Origin of the sequence: Roseimaritima sediminicola (genome assembly GCF_009618275.1) — a bacterium.
GTDB lineage: Bacteria > Planctomycetota > Planctomycetia > Pirellulales > Pirellulaceae > Roseimaritima > Roseimaritima sediminicola.
The window spans coordinates 181,721-199,576 of the sequence record NZ_WIAD01000006.1 but is presented as its reverse complement, the minus strand read 5'-3'; the positions used below and the strand labels follow the sequence as shown (position 1 = coordinate 199,576).

General features: G+C 62.7%; 12 protein-coding genes. 7 read left to right on the top strand and 5 right to left on the bottom strand.

Annotated features, from left to right (window positions below; all coding sequences use genetic code 11):
• From GE027_RS05800 to GE027_RS05790, 3 genes are all read left to right on the top strand, one after another.
• On the top strand, positions 1–1,443 hold a 1,443-nt coding region (locus GE027_RS05800), incomplete at its 5' end, for an Ig-like domain-containing protein (RefSeq protein WP_153556229.1).
• Positions 1,444–1,696: 253 nt separating this feature from the next.
• Complete coding sequence (gene speA, locus GE027_RS05795; RefSeq protein WP_153556228.1) at positions 1,697–3,631, top strand: biosynthetic arginine decarboxylase; 1,935 nt, start codon at positions 1,697–1,699, stop codon at positions 3,629–3,631.
• Positions 3,632–3,719: 88 nt separating this feature from the next.
• Positions 3,720–6,194, top strand: coding sequence for a right-handed parallel beta-helix repeat-containing protein (locus GE027_RS05790; RefSeq protein WP_153556227.1), 2,475 nt, complete (start codon positions 3,720–3,722; stop codon positions 6,192–6,194).
• A 21-nt stretch (positions 6,195–6,215) separates the two neighbouring features.
• Here the strand turns inward: GE027_RS05790 and GE027_RS05785 are convergent, their stop codons facing one another.
• Positions 6,216–7,517: an NTP/NDP exchange transporter gene (locus GE027_RS05785; protein WP_153556226.1), complete on the bottom strand. Its 1,302-nt coding sequence runs from the start codon at positions 7,515–7,517 to the stop codon at positions 6,216–6,218.
• A 56-nt stretch (positions 7,518–7,573) separates the two neighbouring features.
• On the opposite strand from GE027_RS05785, the gene GE027_RS05780 reads away from it, so the two are divergent.
• Entirely contained in the window at positions 7,574–8,734 is a 1,161-nt protein-coding gene (locus GE027_RS05780) for a hypothetical protein (protein WP_153556225.1), read from the top strand.
• Positions 8,735–8,946: 212 nt separating this feature from the next.
• On the opposite strand, the gene GE027_RS05775 is transcribed toward GE027_RS05780, so the two are convergent.
• Together GE027_RS05775 and aroB are read right to left on the bottom strand one after the other, a co-directional pair.
• A complete protein-coding gene (locus tag GE027_RS05775; protein WP_153556224.1) occupies positions 8,947–9,657 on the bottom strand; it encodes a ThuA domain-containing protein in 711 nt (236 codons plus the stop codon).
• 8 nt (positions 9,658–9,665) lie between these two features.
• Positions 9,666–10,775, bottom strand: coding sequence for a 3-dehydroquinate synthase (gene aroB, locus GE027_RS05770; protein ID WP_153556223.1), 1,110 nt, complete (start codon positions 10,773–10,775; stop codon positions 9,666–9,668).
• A 73-nt stretch (positions 10,776–10,848) separates the two neighbouring features.
• On the opposite strand from aroB, the gene GE027_RS05765 reads away from it, so the two are divergent.
• The 3 genes from GE027_RS05765 (at position 10,849) to GE027_RS05750 (ending at position 15,332) form a co-directional block, all read left to right on the top strand.
• Positions 10,849–11,466 carry a hypothetical protein gene (locus GE027_RS05765; RefSeq protein WP_153556222.1) on the top strand — a complete coding sequence of 206 codons (618 nt, stop codon included), beginning with the start codon at positions 10,849–10,851 and terminating at the stop codon, positions 11,464–11,466.
• 304 nt (positions 11,467–11,770) lie between these two features.
• On the top strand, positions 11,771–13,768 hold the full coding sequence (locus GE027_RS23300; RefSeq protein WP_237607317.1) for a DUF5684 domain-containing protein: 1,998 nt from the start codon (positions 11,771–11,773) through the stop codon (positions 13,766–13,768).
• Positions 13,769–14,018: 250 nt separating this feature from the next.
• A complete protein-coding gene (locus GE027_RS05750) occupies positions 14,019–15,332 on the top strand; it encodes a porin (protein ID WP_153556221.1) in 1,314 nt (437 codons plus the stop codon).
• A 389-nt stretch (positions 15,333–15,721) separates the two neighbouring features.
• On the opposite strand, the gene GE027_RS05745 is transcribed toward GE027_RS05750, so the two are convergent.
• Positions 15,722–16,957, bottom strand: coding sequence for a HEAT repeat domain-containing protein (locus GE027_RS05745; RefSeq protein ID WP_153556220.1), 1,236 nt, complete (start codon positions 16,955–16,957; stop codon positions 15,722–15,724).
• A gap of 141 nt (positions 16,958–17,098) precedes the next feature.
• A complete protein-coding gene (gene ruvX / locus GE027_RS05740; protein ID WP_153556219.1) occupies positions 17,099–17,656 on the bottom strand; it encodes a Holliday junction resolvase RuvX in 558 nt (185 codons plus the stop codon).
• Positions 17,657–17,856 lie beyond the last annotated feature (200 nt).

Sequence of the window (17,856 nt, the reverse complement as noted above, 5' to 3'; positions counted from 1 at the left end):
AGCGACATCGACGGCGACACTCTAACCGTTTCGCAGGTCGCCGACCCGACCAACGGTTCGGCGACGATTAACGGTGACGGCGACATCGTCTACACGCCGAACCTTAATTTCCACGGGACCGATTCCCTCACGTACCAAATCGACGACGGGGCCGGCGGCGCCAATACGGCCACCATCACCATCACGGTCGCGTCTGTCAATGACACGCCTGTCGCCGTCGACGACGCCGTGACGACGAATGAAGACACCCCGATCTCGATCGATGTCTTGGACAATGACGGCGACGTCGATGGGGACGCATTGTCGGTGGCCATTCACGAACAGCCCTCTGCAGGTTCCTTGCAATTAAATCTCGACGGTTCCATCACTTATACGCCTGTTGCCAACTTCTCCGGCATCGACTCGTTCGCCTACTCGCTTTCCGATCCCCAGCAGGCCAGCGACAAGGCCGTGGTCACCGTCACGGTCGTCCCCGTCAACGACGCTCCCAGGGCCAGCGACGACTCGGCGACCACCCCGGAAGACACGACCGTCACGATCGATGTCCTGGGCAATGACGTCGACCTCGACGACAGCGACCTGACCGTAACGCTCGACGGTCAGGCTGCTCATGGCACCGCGGTGGTCGATGCCCACGGTTGGATCACTTACACGCCCGCGGCAAACTTCCACGGCAGCGATACATTCCGCTACGAGGTTCGCGACGCCAGTGGTGCCAGCGACACGGCCGAAGTCTCCGTTATGGTAAACCCGGTGAATGATCCCCCGGTGGCCAACGCGGACGCAACAACCACGTCGCAGGACACCGCCATCACGATCGACGTGTTGAGCAATGACGGAGATGTCGACGGCGACACTTTGGCGGTCTCGCTCGCTTCGCAACCGGCCAACGGTTCCGCCGCTGTCAACGCCGACGGTACGCTCACCTACACGCCGGTCGCCGGCTTTTCCGGCGAAGACTCGTTCATCTATGAAGTTCGGGATGGGCAGGGTGGACGGGATTCCGCCACAGTGACAGTGACCGTCCAGTCCGGCACGCTGAACGTCGAGTATGCGCTGGACAGCCGCCGTATCAATCTGGGCAGCAATGGCAAGGTCTCGATTACGCTGTGGGGTACGGCCCAGCTGACCGGTTCCCAAATCGATCCCAGTTCCGTGGTTTTCGCCGGTGCCAATCCGTTGCGTTGGAAAGTCATGGACGTCGATGGTGACGGCCACGACGATTTGTTCCTGAAGTTTGCCGTGAATGATCTTCGTGACGTTCTGTCGGCTAGCTACAGCGAAGTAGATTCCAAAGCGAAAACTCGCAGCACGCCCACGGAATTGTCCGCACGGACGATCTGGGATCAGGCCATCGCCGGGTTTGAGATGGTCGACGTGTTCTTGGCCAGAGCCCAGGACGACGACAAGGACGGCAAGGGGCGTGGCAGAAGGAACCGCTGAGCCTCCTGCCTGCGATCGGCAACTCTCGGCGGATGTCACATGGCCATCCCGAATCAGCCTCGGAAATGAACCCGAAAAAAACCGATCACGGCTCGCGTGGTGGACGGCAACGTGGATAAAATCCCCCACTGTCGAACAAGCGCGGCTACGGTACCAGGCGATTCCGTCGAGTTCCGCGAGCGAACGGCGGTTGCTGTTCCCCTGTTCCCGCCCCTACCTCCCACCGGGCGGGCCTCGCGGCCCGCAACCTTTGATGTCGCTTGCCTCTGCGTCCCGAAACTGGACCGTTGCCGAGTCCGCCGAACTGTACGATGTCCAGCGATGGGGCAACGGCTATTTCTCCATCGATCCGGCCGGGAACCTGCTGGTCCACCCCAGCCGCGATCCCCAGCAATCGGTGTGTCTGAAAGAAATCTGCGATCGCCTGCAGCAACGCGGCTACGAGCTGCCGGTGTTGCTGCGCTTCAACGGCATTCTGCGCGATCGCCTACGCGAGATGCACGACTGTTTTGCCACAGCAATGCAGGCCAACGATTACCAAAGCCATTACCGCTGCATCTTCCCGATCAAGGTCAACCAACAACGAGAAGTGATCGAGAAACTGGTCGAGTTCGGAACGGAACTCGGTGCGGGGCTGGAGGCGGGCAGCAAACCCGAACTGATGGCGGTCGCCGCGCATTGCCACCCCAGCATGCCGATCGTCTGCAACGGGTTCAAGGATGACGAGTTCATTCATTTGGCGATGATCTGCCAGAAGCTGGGGCGGACCGTGATCCCGGTCGTGGAGAAGTTCAGCGAACTGGAGCGGATTCTGGTCCATGCCCAACAGCTGGATGTGCGGCCCAATATCGGCATCCGCGTCAAACTGGCCGCTCGCGGCCAGGGTCGCTGGCAGTCCTCCGGCGGCTACCGCAGCAAGTTCGGGCTGACGGTCAGCGAGGTGATGCGGGCGGTAAACCTGCTGGAGTCGCGCGGGATGCTGGACTGCTGCAAGTTGCTTCATTTCCACCTGGGCAGCCAGATCACGAACATCCGCCCGATCAAAGCCGCGATCAACGAAGCGGTGCGGGTTTACTGCGAACTGCATCGGCGTGGTGCCGGCCTCGAATACCTGGACGTCGGCGGCGGTTTGGGAGTGGACTATGACGGTTCGCAGACCAATTACGAATCCAGCATGAATTACACCACGCAGGAGTACGCCAACGACGTGGTCTATCAGATCAAGGTGGTGTGCGACGAAGCCCAGGTGCCGCATCCGATTATTTTCAGCGAAAGTGGCCGAGCCGTTGCCGCCCATCACAGCGTGTTGGTGTTTGGCGTGCTGGGGGTGACCACGCAAGGCGAACAGAACGAAATCCCAGCAACCCTGCCGGACGATTACGAACAACCCGTCGTGGACTTGCACAACACATACCGGGAAGTCAACGCACGCAACGTCGTCGAATCCTTTCACGATTGCCAGGCCAGCCTCGACATGGCAATGAATCTGTTTGCCAGCGGGTACCTGTCGCTGGAGCAACGCGTGGTCGCCGAGAATGTTTTCTTTGCCACCTGCCAGCGGATTCGAAAGTGCGTGCAGGACATGGACTACGTTCCCGAGGAACTGGAAAACCTGGACCGCATGCTGTCGGACAATTACTTCTGCAACTTTTCGCTGTTTCAGTCCGTTCCGGACAGCTGGGCGATCAAACAACTGTTTCCGATCATGCCGATTCATCGCCTGGACGAAGCCCCCACGCGGCACGCCGTACTGGGAGATATCACCTGCGACAGCGACGGCAAGATCGATCGGTTTACCGATCGGCGAAGCGTTAAAAACACGCTGCCGCTGCATCCCTTTGATGGTTCGCCCTACATGCTGGGGGCGTTTTTGGTGGGGGCTTATCAGGAGATCCTGGGCGACTTGCACAATCTGTTTGGCGACACCCACGCGGTGCACGTCGACGTCGATCCGGGCAACGGCCAGCCGATCATCCGCGACATCGTCGCCGGCGACACCGTCCGCGAAGTCCTCGGCTATGTGCAGTACGACGAACGCGACCTGGTGCGGCGCGTGCAGACGATGGTCGAGCAAGCGGTGGGAGAAAACCGCATCGACAACCAACAGGCGGGTCGCTTCCTGCGGTTCTACGAGCAGGGCCTATCCAGCTACACCTACCTGACGGGATCGTCCGCGGAAAACGACTAAGGGCAGGGCGGCGCGGCAGAACGGGTGGCGTTACAATGGGGATCCCTCCCCACCCGTCCTCCCCCAAACTTAACAACCCACTCCCGCCATGCTCCTGCATTCGTTTCGCCGCGGCCTGTTTCTGGCCACGCTCGTTTTGTCGACCAGTTTATCGTCCCTGGCGGTTGCCCAGGATGTGCTTTCGGCCACACCCGAAGGGCCGGCGACGCTGGACGTGGTCCTCGGCCAGCTGCGCACCTTGCGAGAGCAGGGCGATGCGGCCCCCAAAACGATTCGCTTGCAAAGCGGCACGTATCGGCTGGCCGAGACGATTCGCTTGGATGCGGCGTTGGTCGGCGAGGGGCTGACCATCGAAGGCGCGGCGGATCAACCCACGGTGCTGAGCGGGGCGATGGAACTGCAAGCCGACGACGGGACGGAGCAGGGACGTTGGCGATACGACGTGCCGGCCGCCTTCGCCACGGAGATTCCTCGTGTGCTGGTGGTCGACGGTCGCCTGCGTTCACCGGCGAGGCATCCCAACGTGGGCTACGCGAGAATCGTCGCCGCGGCGGAGAATCGCCGCAGCGGTTTTCGGTTCGATCCGGCGGACATCCCCGACGACGTTTCTCCGTATACCGGCGTCTGCGATCTGATCCTGCTGCACGATTGGTCCTCCAGCCGGTTGCCGGTGCGCACGCTGAACCATCAGAACTTCGTTCTGGAAACCGTCGGACCGATCGGTTGCTCGGCGCCGCATTACGCGATCGACCACTTCGAAAAACAACCGCGGTACTGGCTGGAAGGACACCCGGCGCTGGCCGACGTTCCCGGGGAATGGACCTTCGATCGCGAAGCCAACGAAGTGGTCTTGTTGGCCGCCAGCGACGAGCCTGCGCCGCGGGTAGAACTGCCCGTACTGGATCATCTGCTCCTCGCCGGCGATGACGAAGGCGGCCAGATCCAAAATCTAAACCTTCGAAACTTGACCTTCACCGGCTCGCGGTTTCCGATGCCTGCCGGCGGTCTCGCCGGGGCCCAGGCCACGATGCACGAACCGCGCAGCGAGCAAGGCGAACGGACGACGGGCAACCGCCCGATGCTGTCGGCGGCGGTACACCTGACACAGGCCCACGGCTGTGAGGTCACCGATTGCACGTTTCGAGCCCTTGGCAATACGGCCCTGTGGATCGGCAGCCGATCGGTGGACTGTTCGATCCGACAGTGCCGCTTCGAAGACATCGGTGGCAACGGGATCAACCTGGGCGAGAACAATTCGCGGCAGGTCGCCGGTCGTCCCTGGTATCAATCGGCACCCGAACAGGTGCCGCGCAACAATCGTGTCGAGGACTGCGACGTGCGCCGCGTCGGCCGCGTGCTGATGGGCGCGGTCGGGATCTGGGCCGCCCTGCACGAGAACCTGGAGATCGCCAACAACCGCATCGAAGACTGTCCCTACACCGGCATTTCACTGGGATGGCTCTGGAACGATGGCCCTTCGCCCGCGAAGAACAACAACGTGCACCACAATCAGATCCGCCGCGTGATGCAGGTGTTAAGCGACGGCGGCGGCATCTACACGCTGGGTCGCCAGCCGGCCAGCCGCCTGCACCACAACACGATCACCGACGTACCCCTGAACGCCGGCCGAGCCGAAAGCAATGGGATGTTCTTGGATGAGGGCACGACGGGCTTTACGATTTCCGAAAACCGATTTCGCCGTATCTCCAAGAGCCCGCTACGTTTCCACCGCGCCGGCGAAAACCTTGCCGAGCAGAACCAGTGGGAACTGGAAACCGCCGACACGCCGCCGGTCCGCTATAACAGCACGCCGGAAGAGAACATCACGCTGCGTGACAATACCGTGCTGCCGCGCCAGCCTCGCGTCTACTTGATCGGCAATTCTCTGACCTGGGACACCGTGCCGTCGAAACTACAACACTTCGTCAACTGGCATGTCGATTGTGGCAAGAGTCTTCAGCACATTCGGGAAGATCCGGCGCAGCCCTGCGTCACGTCTTCCCACCTGTGGCCGACGGCACTGGACCAATTGCAGTACGACTATCTGGTCGTCCAGCCGCATTACGGCACGACGCTGGACCAGGACCTGCGAACGATCGAGCATTGGTTGCAGATGCAACCCGCGGCGACCTTGGTGCTGCACACCGGCTGGGCCTTTCACGACAAAGCCGACCAGGAATACGCTTCGCAGGATGCCGAAACGATGACTCACAACGAAGCCTATTTCGCTGCCCTGCTCGAGACGCTTCGCCAGCGGCATCCGCAACGCACCATCCGCTCGACGCGAGCCGCCGAAGCCATCCACCGGATCTCCGCGGAGATCCAGCGGGACGAAGCTCCCTTTGATTCCCTGGCTCAGCTGTATCGCGATGCCATCCACATGACCGTCGGGGAAGGGCGTTACCTGATGCACAACCTGATGCGACATGCCCTGGATCAACCCCTGACCGATACAGGCTTCACGTTTTCACCGCAGCAACGGGATCGCAAAGCATACCTCGACGGCGTTCTCGCACATTTCACCTCGGCGGAGCCGCGCCCCACGACGTCCAGCGAGCAATAGCTTGCCGCGAACAGACCGTGATCAATCGACAGACCGGGTCGCCGCCGGCGCTACCGACGAGGCGCGCGTCCACGCGGCCAGACGCTGCTGCCGCCGCCCGAGCCACCAGCCGACGGCTCCCCACAACAGGGCCAGCGGCCCCATGACCGCGATGACGAAAGCGGTGCTCAACAACGCCGGCTGCAGCCAGCCCAGGATGGTGGCGCTGGTCGTATCGCCACCGCGCATGATGGCGGTATCGATGAAGTTCTTGGACTTGTACTTGTCTTCGCGGCTGACCACCGTAAACAGCACCTCGCGCGACGGCACGATCATGCCGTAGGTCAAACCGCTGCACAACACGACCACGACCACCAACGTTTCCAAGCGCGGTGCCAGGTTCAGTGCCAGAAAGCAACCGGCGTAGATCAGCGGTACCGTCACCAGCACCGGCGCGACGCCTTTGCGTCGCGCAATCGCAGCGAACACGAACGTTTGCAAGGCCAGCGTCAACAGTTGTGTGGCCAGATTCAGCATCGCGAACAGCGACGTCCGCTCGGTGGTGGATACAAACCGCTCGACGATTTCGATTTGCGTTAGGTACAGATGCGTTGCGGCGAATTGGCCCAGCAGCAGAAACCCACAGATCGTTAACAGGTACGGCGATCTAACGACGCGCGCCAGTCCGGCCCAAACCGACCCGCCGGTCGGACGAGCCAAACGGGTACTGGGCGTTTGCTCGGGCAACGTTTCGGCGTGCCGCTGCAATTGCGAAGCGAACTGCACCCCCAGTTCCAGGAACACGATCGGCAACAGCAGCAACCAATTTGGACCGAGCTGGCTGGCCAGCGTCGCGGTCAACAGCGATCCGGCCAACGCGCCGCAAGTCCCGCCGGCGGCCACCCAGCCGAACAGCCGTTTCGCCTGGGCGTTGCTGAACAAGTCCGCCATCACACTCCAAAACACCGACGTATTGAACAGGGCGAACAGGCTGATCCACACAAAGAAACCTCGCGCCAACCAAGGCTCCAGCCGCGGTGCGTCCAGCTGCGCCGCGGCCCAAAAAAGGGCGATGTTCACCGCGAAAAAACGGTAGACCGTTTTGACCAACCGCCGCCTCGAAAGGCGGGCTGCCAGAGCGGCGAAGAGGGGCGAAGCGATGACCACGGCCAGCAGCGTGGCCGCGAACAACCCAGGCAATTCCCCGGTCCCGCGCGCTACGGCAAACGTCTCCCGCACGGGACGCAACACAAAGTACGCCGCCAGAATGCAAAAGAACCAGGCGAACGCCCAGGCTACACAGCGGCGTTCGGCGGGAGTGGCCGTCGGTAGCGAGTTTCGCATCACGTTCATCGTATGGCTTATCCTAACGGTTCCTTCCCGTCGACGTGATACAGGCTATGTCCCACTTGCCTTCCGAAAACCCCTACCAGCCGCCGCGCGAGGTCGATGAGCAAGCCGTGCCGCCCCAGCCGGGGCCCATTCGGTATGCGGCAACGCTCACCGCCGAAGACCTGCGGCGCGCGCTCCGCAGCGATTCGCCGCTGCTCAGCGACGGTATTCTGTTGGGCGTCCTGGGCCTGTTGTTGATCGGGTACGTCGTCAACCAGATCTGGTGGGCCACTCGTTCCCTGGCTCCCTTTCCGGTTGCAGCCAGCGAAAACGTCTTCGCGCTATTAATCATCGGCATCCCGACGATGCTGGCCGCTACGGCGTTCTACCGTAAATGGTACGCGGCGGAACTGTACCTGAAACGTTATCCGCGAGCCCTCAAACCGCGGCAAGGGCAATTGGATGACGACGGTTTTCTGCTGCAAACCGACGACGGCGTGTCCTGGTGGCCTCATCATTCGCTGTTGTCATTCGAGCACCGCGAAGAACAATTTATTCTCGCCTACGATCTGCGGGGTGCCTCCAAGCAGATCCTTCCCGAACGCGGCTTCAGCGATCCGGCGACGGCCGGGCAATTGTTCACGCATTACGCGTTGCATAACCCGCGACCAGCGTTGGGGATTCTGGACGAGCGGATCGCTCGTCCGTTTGACGCCCCGGTCCACGTCGGCCAGCGCGGTGCCGATGCCATCGCCTTCGAGGGCATGCTACGCTCGGCCGATTTGACCGGTACGCCGCTGCCGGAGCTGCGCCGTCTCAGCGTCCGCAAGGTCGTCGCGGTCGTGCTGTTGCTGCACCTGGCCTGGATCCTGTTGGTGCTGACCGCTGGCTGGTACTACGCGGCGATGGCGCTGATTCCGTTGTTGGCGGTGGACTATTTGTTCTGGCTGTTCTTTTCCAGAACGCTGCGTCCGTTCAGCGACCCGGAACAACCGCTGATGCACATCTCCGGCTGGCTGGACGCCCGGCGGCTGACGCTGCTGAATAATATCGAACAATCCTCGACCGACTGGTCACGCTTTCACGGCTTCGGGCACACCGAGAACATCCTTTGGCTGCGTTTCGACCGCGACTCCGACCTCTTTATCCTGCTGCCCAAACGCTTCTTCGCCAGCGACGAGCAATGGGAACAAGCGGTCGAGCAGATGCGAACAAGCGTGGAGAGGTAAATCTCAAATCGCAAATCTCCTGCCTCCGGCGGAATTAATGTAGGGGAGCGGAGCGATAGAATGTAACGTTTTCTCCCCTCTCCCCCGCAGCCTGGCTCCGGCGGATTCACTGGTTGGCGTGCGAAGCTCTGGGCGCAACAGCCACGGCAGTGGCGACATGCACTAGCCCCAGGCGCGAGCCTGGGGTGTCGCCTGCGGGTAGACACAACCAACTACGGGCAGTGCTGGGCGTCGATTTGGTAGGGTGAACCGCTGGGGCGGGCCCAGCGGATGGCGTTGCCGAGGATCTTGCGGATGTTTGGGTCGTAATAGATCGGATACGTCTCGTGTCCCGGGCGGAAATAAAAGATTTTGCCTTTGCCGCGGCGAAACGTGCACCCGCTGCGAAACACCTCGCCGCCCTCGAACCAGCTGATCAAAACCAGCTCGTCCGGCTGCGGGATGTCGAAGAACTCGCCGTACATCTCGGCTTGAGGGAGGTCGAAGTAAGCCGCGTCGAGGCCGTCGACGATTTCGTGCGAGGGGTCGACGATCCACAGTCGCTCGCGCTCGCCGGCTTCGCGCCACCGCAACATACACCCGGTGCCCATCAAACGCTGGAAGATCTTGCTGCCGTGTCCGCTGTGCAGGACCAACAATCCCATGCCCTGCCAAACCCGCTGCTGCACGCGTGCGACCACTTCGTCGTCGACCTCGTCGTGGGCGGCGTGTCCCCACCACAGCAACACATCCGTCTCGTCCAGCACGGCTTGACCGAGCCCATGCTCTGGCTGGTCCAGCGTCGCGGTGCGTACGGTGACCTCGGCCCCCAATTGCTCGCCAACCGCCGCGGCCAACACGGCGTGAATACCGTCGGGATAGACCTTTCGGACCGCCTCGTCGGAGCGTTCGTGAACGTATTCGTTCCAGATCGTCACATGCATGGCAAGCCTTATTGGTCGCAACACTTTTCAATCGCGGCCACGATCAACGCCGGGTCGATGTCACCGACCAGTTCCACGTGACCGAGCCGCGTCGGCAGGACAAAACGAAGTTTACCATGGGCCACCTTCTTGTCGCTGCGCATCGTTTCCAGCATGGCCGCCGGGTCGGCATCGGGCCAGTGAACCGGCAACTGCAGGCGGGTCAACAGATCGTGCTGGCGAGCGATAAAAGCATTGTCGACACGGCCCAGCATCTGAGCCAGGTGGGCGGCCATCTGCATCCCGATCGCGACGGCTTCGCCATGCAGCAGTGACCAGTAACCGGCCGTGGCTTCGATGGCGTGCCCGAAGGTGTGGCCATAGTTTAGGATCGCGCGGCGTCCGCTGGTTTCGCGTTCGTCCTCGGCCACGACCGCCGCCTTGGTCTGGCAACTGACGGCCACCGCATGCCGCACGGCGGCCGGTTCGGCGGCCGCCAGCGGTTCGGCGTTCTGTTCCAGCCAAGCGAAGAATGCTTCGTCGGCGATCACCCCGTACTTGGCCACTTCCGCCAGCCCGCTGTGAAAGATCCGCGGCGGCAGCGTCGTCAGGGTCGCCGTGTCGATCGCCACCAACGACGGCTGCCAGAACGCGCCGACAATGTTCTTGGCGTCGGGCAAGTTAATTCCCGTCTTGCCGCCCACGCTGCTATCGACCTGCGACAGCAACGTCGTCGGCACCTGAACCAAGCGGATGCCGCGGTTGAATGTCGCAGCGGCAAACCCGGCCAGGTCTCCCACCACGCCGCCGCCCACGGCGATGACGACCGAATGGCGGTCCGCTCGATCGACTCGCATCTGCTCCCACAACTGCTCCAAACGCTGGACACTCTTGCTGCTTTCCCCGGAAAGCACCTCGGCCGCGTCCACGCGGACGCCCCCGCCGCGGAGCTGTTCGCCCAGCGGTTCGGCCCAACTGCTGCGGACCTCCGAGTCGTAAACCAGCACCGCGTGTGTCATATCGGGCAGACACTGCCGAATTTTATCGCCTACCCCGCTCCACCAGTCCGAACCGATGAAAATAGAATACGGTTGGGCCGACAGCGATACGGCGACTTCTTGCAGCGTTGGTTCAGCCATGAAATTTGAGATTTGAGATTTGAGATTTGAGATTTGAGATTCGAGATTCGACCCTTTTAGGACACGGCCTGCGATGACTCATTCTGACAAACCCGCTGCGGTAACGGAATCGGTGCACGGACCGACGCCGGCGATGCGGCGCGGCTGGTGGGTGTTGTTCGCCTTGGGACTGCTGGCCGTCGGCGTCGTGGGGGCGGCGCTCAGTGTGAAGCTGCGGCGAACCCAGACCGAACATACCAGCCAGTTCTTCGGCGAGGACGCCGTCGCGGCCCTGCAGTCCTCGCGACATTTCCGGTTGACCATGCCGCCTCTGGACGAGGCCGGAGAGGCCGAGCCCACCGAAGCCGAATTCCCCGAGGACGCCGCCGAGCCGGTCGATCTCGCGGACATCCCGGGCGTCAGCCACCTGCGGCGAGCGCTGCTGGACCAACGCAGCTACGACTGGGACACCCGCCGCAGCGAAGACATCGACAGCCTGGTCGCCGATTCGGCCCCCTCGGCTCGCTGGGCCACGATCGTGCTCGACGGCGAGGTACCGCATCGCCCCCCGATCACGCCGACCACCTTTCGGCTGGACCTGACCAACGGCTGGGTGGGCGTGCCGGGCCGCAGCGGCAGCGTCCGGCTGACCGGGCGTGTTCAGCGAGCGGTGCGCAGCAAGTTGTCGGCGATGTACAACGTCGAAGGCTGAAACGCATCGAGGGCGGGGACGCGTCGAAGATGGGGACGCGTCGAAGGCGGGGACGCGTCGAAGGTGGGACTAGGCTGAGTACATCCGGCGGACGGGTGCGTTTAGAGGTGTAACCGGGCCGAAGTCCCCGTTCTTTCAGGCTTTCCCGCCAAAACCGCTGCGAACGGGCGATCAAGGACGCGGCTTGGTTTAGAATAGTTGTTGCCCGGATTGAGGTTCGGGTCCCTCCAAAATCAGCTTGTCCTCCATCGGTCTCTTCTCCCTTCCCGGCGGTCCTTCGGGTGCCGCGGCGAGGTATATACGCATGAATTTGATCCAGCATCCGGCGTTGATGGCTCAAGATAACGCAGGCGCCTTGGCTGCGGCCGGGGCTTTTGCTGCGCTCGTAGTGCTCGTCTCTCTGGTGGTCGGCGTCCTGTTTACGGTGGTGATGATCGCCTCGTTGTGGAAGGTTTTCACCAAAGCCGGCAAGCCGGGCTGGGCGGCTCTGATCCCGGTCTACAACACGATCGTCTGGCTGGAAATCGTTCGGCGGCCGGTCTGGTGGGTGGTTCTGACCTTGATCCCGCTGGTCAACCTGGCGGTGTTGGTCGTGATGTGCATCGATCTGGCCAAGGTGTTTGGCAAGGGTCCCGGCTTCGGCATCGGCCTGGCCCTGCTGCCGTTTATTTTCTTTCCCATGCTCGGCTTCGGATCCGCGCTGCCCGGTGACGTTACCGGGACCGGAGCGGCTCCGACACCTGCGGCAAGCCGAACGGGCGAGGCCGCTTCGTCGCCAGCGGGGACTCGGGCGACCGAACCGGAGCCGGTCGATGCGGACCTGCAGCGCAAGTTCGTGCTCTTTCAAGCCGTCCCGGCGTGGATGATCAGCATGCTGGTCCACGTCCTGTTGCTGCTTGTCATGGCCCTGATGACCGTGGGTGTGGAAGAGCGCATCGTGAACGTGCTGAGCGCCTCGTCCAGCGGTGAAGAGGGTCCGGAGATCGATGAGTTCGCGCTGGAGCAACCCGAAGAAGATTTGCAGGAGACCGAGGAAGAGGTCACCGAGGAGGTGGTCGAGGTGGCCGAGCCGATCGACGAGATGGAACCGGTCGATCTGGACACGCCCTTGGACATGCAAACGGTGCCGATCAGCGTGGTCGACCTGGCCAGTACGATGGCTCCGGTGGCCGATTCGCTGCAGACCTTGTCGGCCGACACCAGCAGCGAACTGGGCAGCCGCAGCAGCGCGGACGTCAAGAAGAGGATGCTGCGCACCTATGGCGGTACCGAATCGAGCGAAGCCGCCGTGGCAATGGCCCTGAAATGGCTCGAGCGGCACCAGATGCCCAACGGCGCCTGGACGTTCGCCCATCAGGCGGTCTGCCGAGACCCGGCCTGCGACCGGTCCGGCACTCACGCCGAAGCCGTCAACGGCGCGACCGCCCTTGCGTTGTTACCGTTTTTGGGCGCCGGGCAAACCCAATTCGCCGGCGACCACAAGAAGACGGTCGAGCGGGGGCTGGCGTTCCTGATCAACAATGGCAAACGCAAGAACCTGGGGGGGCTGCCGTGCTTGGACTTTACCGAGAAGGGCGGCAGCATGTACTCGCACGGGCTGGCCGCGATCGCCCTGTGCGAAGCCTATGCGATGACCGAGGATCCGCGACTGGCCGCCCCGGCGCAAGGGGCCCTGAACTTCATCATGTACGCCCAGGATCCACGCGGTGGCGGCTGGCGGTACCAACCGCGTCAAGCCGGCGATACCTCGGCAACCGGTTGGCAGATCATGGCGCTCAAAAGCGGTTACATGGGCCATCTGACGGTTTCGCCCGCTTCGATCCGCGGCTCGACGCTGTTCCTGGATTCGGTCCAGTCCGACGACGGCGCCCTGTACGGCTACACCGCGCCGGTGGCCAATCGCGGGCAACATCAAGCCTGCCACGCCGTGGGGCTGCTGTGCCGGATGTACCTGGGCTGGGACAAGAACCACCTGGGGATCCAAAAGGGCGTCCAGCACTTGACCGAGATCGGGGTCTTAAAAAACAACATCTACTACAACTACTACGCCGCCCAGGTGCTGCGGCAGTACGGTGGTTCGCAGTGGGATCAATTCAACAACGAACTGCGGGACTGGCTGGTAGCCGAACAGTCCGACAGCGGCCCCACCAAGGGCAGCTGGGCATTCCCCAATGCCGGCCACGGCACCGAGCACGGCGGACGGCTGTACATGACCGCCATGTCGACGATGATCCTGGAGGTCTACTACCGCCACATGCCGCTGTATGCCGACAAAGCCGCCGAGGAAGAGTTCCCGCTGTGAGAGCCGCGGCCGCCGACGCGTCCGAAGCGGCCGATTTGTCGTTCCAATCGGCAAAGTTTTACACACCAGCAAAAGGTTCCTGATAACACCGACCAGTCTTTTGTGGCCTAATCCACCCGCTCATGCCGACCTTCCTTAGCAATCGGCGAATCTTGCTGCGTTCGCACTCCAATCGCCGTCGATACCGGGGCCATAGCGTTGATGTGCCAATGCGGTGCGATCGGGAATTGGTTGTTGCGAGGAATCCGGCATGCGGTTGTTGCGAATCAGTCTGTTGTTGGCGGCCGTGGTCTCGCTGGTCACGCATGGCTACGGTGAAGAGATCACGTTCACCGACCTGTCGCTGGACGCATCGGCCCGGCCGACCGTCGAACAGACCAGTTGGTCGATGCAGACGCTGAGCGGTTGCAACGTGGAGAAACCCGTCAATGGTTGCAACCGCTGCAACCGTCGCGAAGGCCGTCAGATCGACTGGTTGGGGCTGGATGATGTGCGGGTCGGCGGCTGGCTGCAACTGGGTTACCACAGCAGCGGCCTGGGCACCAATCCGCGAGCCAAGCGGTTCAACGACTACCCCGATCACGTCCAGCTGCAACAGGCGTGGTTGTTCGCCGAAAAACTGGCCGACGGCCGCCACGGCTGGGACCTCGGTGGACGCATCGACTACGTCTACGGCACCGACGGCCCCAACACCCAAGCCTTCGGGACCGACGAGTTCGGCGACGATGGCGACTGGGACAATGACTGGGACAACGGTGGCTTCTACGGCCACGCCCTGCCGCAGCTGTACGGCGAAGTGGCCTACGGCGACGTGTCGGTCAAGTTCGGTCACTTCTATACGATCATCGGTTACGAAGTGGTCGCCGCGCCGGACAACTTCTTCTACAGCCATTCCTGGCAGATGAACAACATCGAACCCTTCACGCACACCGGCGTGCTGGGATCCTTCGACCTGACGCAGCACATGACCGCCTATGCGGGTTGGACCGCCGGCTGGGACAGCGGCTTTGCCGACAACGGCGATGCCTTCCTGGGCGGCCTGGCCTGGGTGTTGACACCGCGTTTCAGCCTGACCTACACCACGTCGATCGGGCGGCTGGGTGAATCGATCGACCGCCTCGGCAACGACACCCGTCTGCCGGTCAACTTTGCCGAACGCGGCCACATGCACTCGCTGACCACGCGTTACCGGGTCAGCAATCGGCTGGCGTTCATCTCCCAAAAAGACTTCATCGACACCGAGCTGCAGGACGGTACGAACTGGCGTCGCGGCAGCGGTTTCACCAACTACTTCCTGTATGACCTGAATCGTGATTACAGCGCGGGCCTGCGGTTCGAATGGTGGCAGGTCGACGGAGCTCGGTTCGTGGGCAACCGCGGACAAAAGGACGTCTACATGCTGACACTCGGCTTGAACTGCCGCCCGGCAAGCAACCTGATCGTGCGTCCCGAAGCTCGCTGGGACTGGGGCATCAACGAGAGCGGCATGGCCGTGTTGAACCTGAACGAGAACGGCGAATCCAGTCAGTTCACCTTCGGCGTCGATGCCATCGTGACGTTCTAAGTAAAGCAGCATGGGCCCCGCTGGCCCGTATGCATCGCGTCATCAGCCGCAACGCGCTAGCGTCCGGTTACCCCGCGCACCGCGTCATCAGCCGCAACGCGCTAGCGTCCGGTTACCCCGCGCACCGCGTCATCAGCCGCAACGCGCTAGCGTCCGGTTACCCCGCGCATCGCGTCATCAGCCGCAACGCGCTAGCGTCCGGTTACGCCGCGCACCGCGTCATCAGCCGCAACGCGCTAGCGTCCGGTTACGCCGCGCACCGCGTCATCAGCCGCAACGCGCTAGCGTCCGGTTACCCCGCGCATCGACAGCGCAAGGAAACCGGACGCTCGCACCCGGCGGCTGGCATTGCCCCCCTACACTTGTCCGTCTGGAAGGCGAACGTGCTGCTACCGATCGCGGCGGAGATCGCCGCGGTAGCTGGACAATTGCTGGGCGAAGTACTGTCGCCAACGCGGCTCGTCGTACTGGAAATCGACTTCTGGGGCGATCACTTTCAGGGCCGCCAAGACGTGGGGATTGGTTTTGCGTTCTTTCTTGGTGGTTGGTTTGCCGCCCATCTGCAGCCCACCGGCGCCGCCGTTCTGCCCCATCATCACGTTCATCTCGGTCGAAGGGCCTCCCTTGGGAACGACGTGTTCGGTTACCAGCGCGTCGACCAATTGAAAACGCAGTTCGGGGTTGGGCAGTTCGGCCAGCGCGGCCGCCGCGCTGTTGACCTCTTTGTTGTTCGAACTCTTCAGCATCGGGGCGTATGTGAACTGAGCCGAACGGTAACCGTACTGCGACAAACGCTCCAGCGCCGCTTCGCGGATCACCGGATCGGGTTCTTTGACCCCCACTTCCACCAGCGGCCTGACGGCGGCCGGCGTTCTCATTCGCCCCAACAGATCCACCCACAATAATCGCAGCGACTGCGGCTGGTGCCGGTTGCGGGGATCGGTCAATTCATCGCCGATAGCCACGGCGGCCAGCGGGTCATCGATCGCCTGCAGCGCCTGCAGCGCTTCGGCCGCGCGGTCCCCGCCCCGTAGCACGGTCTTGCGCAGCCGCGCGATGTCCGGAGCCCAGCGTTTGATCTTGGTTTGGGTTTCCTTGCTGGCCAATTGTTCGGCCAGGTCCTCGGGCAGATGGTATCGACCGCCGGAGCGTACCAAGCCGCGTTCGCGTTCCCATTGGGCTCGCGGAATCCACTCGTCGCGCCGTTTGACGTAGCCCAAAGCTTCGCGAGCCGTGCCGTGCTCGGGATCCAACTCGATCACACGCCGCATGTGAAAGCGCGACTGCGCCTTCAACCGGTTCTTGGTGCACCACCGCGCCATTTCGAAATGCGCTTCGGCGTCATCGGGCACCGCCGCGGCCAAGCGGCGGTACTGCTCGGTCAATTCATCGCTGCGGGTTCGCCGGATGTCGCCTTGCGGCAAAGCCACCCGCAAACCGTCCTCGGTTTCCAACAGCGTGTAGGGACGCTTGGCGTTGTCCACCGAACGCGCCTTTCCGGTGACGCGAACCCCGTTGGTCAGCTCCAGCGTCTGCTGGGCCTCGAGCGGTGCGGCAGCCCACGCCAACCCAGCGGCGGCCAGCGCCGCCACCACCTGGTTTCGAACCGCGGCGAATCGTTTCATTGGCTTCAAATGTTTCAAACGTATTAACCGTTTCAAATGCCGTAACCCTCACCTCACTGCGTCGCTGAAGTCGCCAGCCTTTGGACGCCCCCCCCAAACTCTGGCGAGTTCAGCTACAACACGATTATAGTCCGCGGGGCGTTAATCGGTCGAATCTTGAAGGTCTTCCAGGGCGGTTTCGGAACGTGCCGCGGGCGGCTCGTCCAGCGGATGGCCCGGCAAATGGTCCTCGGCGGCGTAACGGGCGGCTTCGAGGTAGGCTTCCAGCAGGATCTGCGCGGCCACCGCGTCCAGCCGTCGTTTGCGTTTGGCGTTCTTCATGCCCCCGGCTCGCAGCCGCCGCGTCGCATCGGCCGTGGTGAAACGCTCGTCGAAAAGGCGTACCGGCAGACCGGTGGCCTCGTACAACCAGCGGGCGAACCGGCGGCTCTCGCGACTCTTCTCGCTCTCGGCCCCATCGCAGTGGATGGGCAGCCCCACGACGAATCCGGCCAGACGTTCGCTGCGCACCAACGAACGGAAGAATTCGGTTTCGCGATCTTTATCGCTCCGCTGCCACACCTCCAAGGGGCTGACCAGAATCCGCCCCGGGTCGCAGACCGCGATCCCGACCCGCACCGTGCCGTAATCCACCCCGGCCAAGCGGCCCGAAGTCGGAAAAGCCGGAGGTTCCGCAGCCGCACCTGGCTCCTTGTTCACCGTATTTGCTCGCTATTGGTAGGAAGTCCCATCAAAATAAACAGGGCTCTTCACGGCCCTCCGGGAACCAGCGCCGGCCCGCCGCGTCTAGTCTCCAAGCCGCTCGGCTGTCCCCAGCCGAGACCGCAAAAAGCCGTTCGGCTGTCCCCGGCCGTGCCCCCCACTCATCCGGATTGTCTTACCATGAAGCGACCTACCCG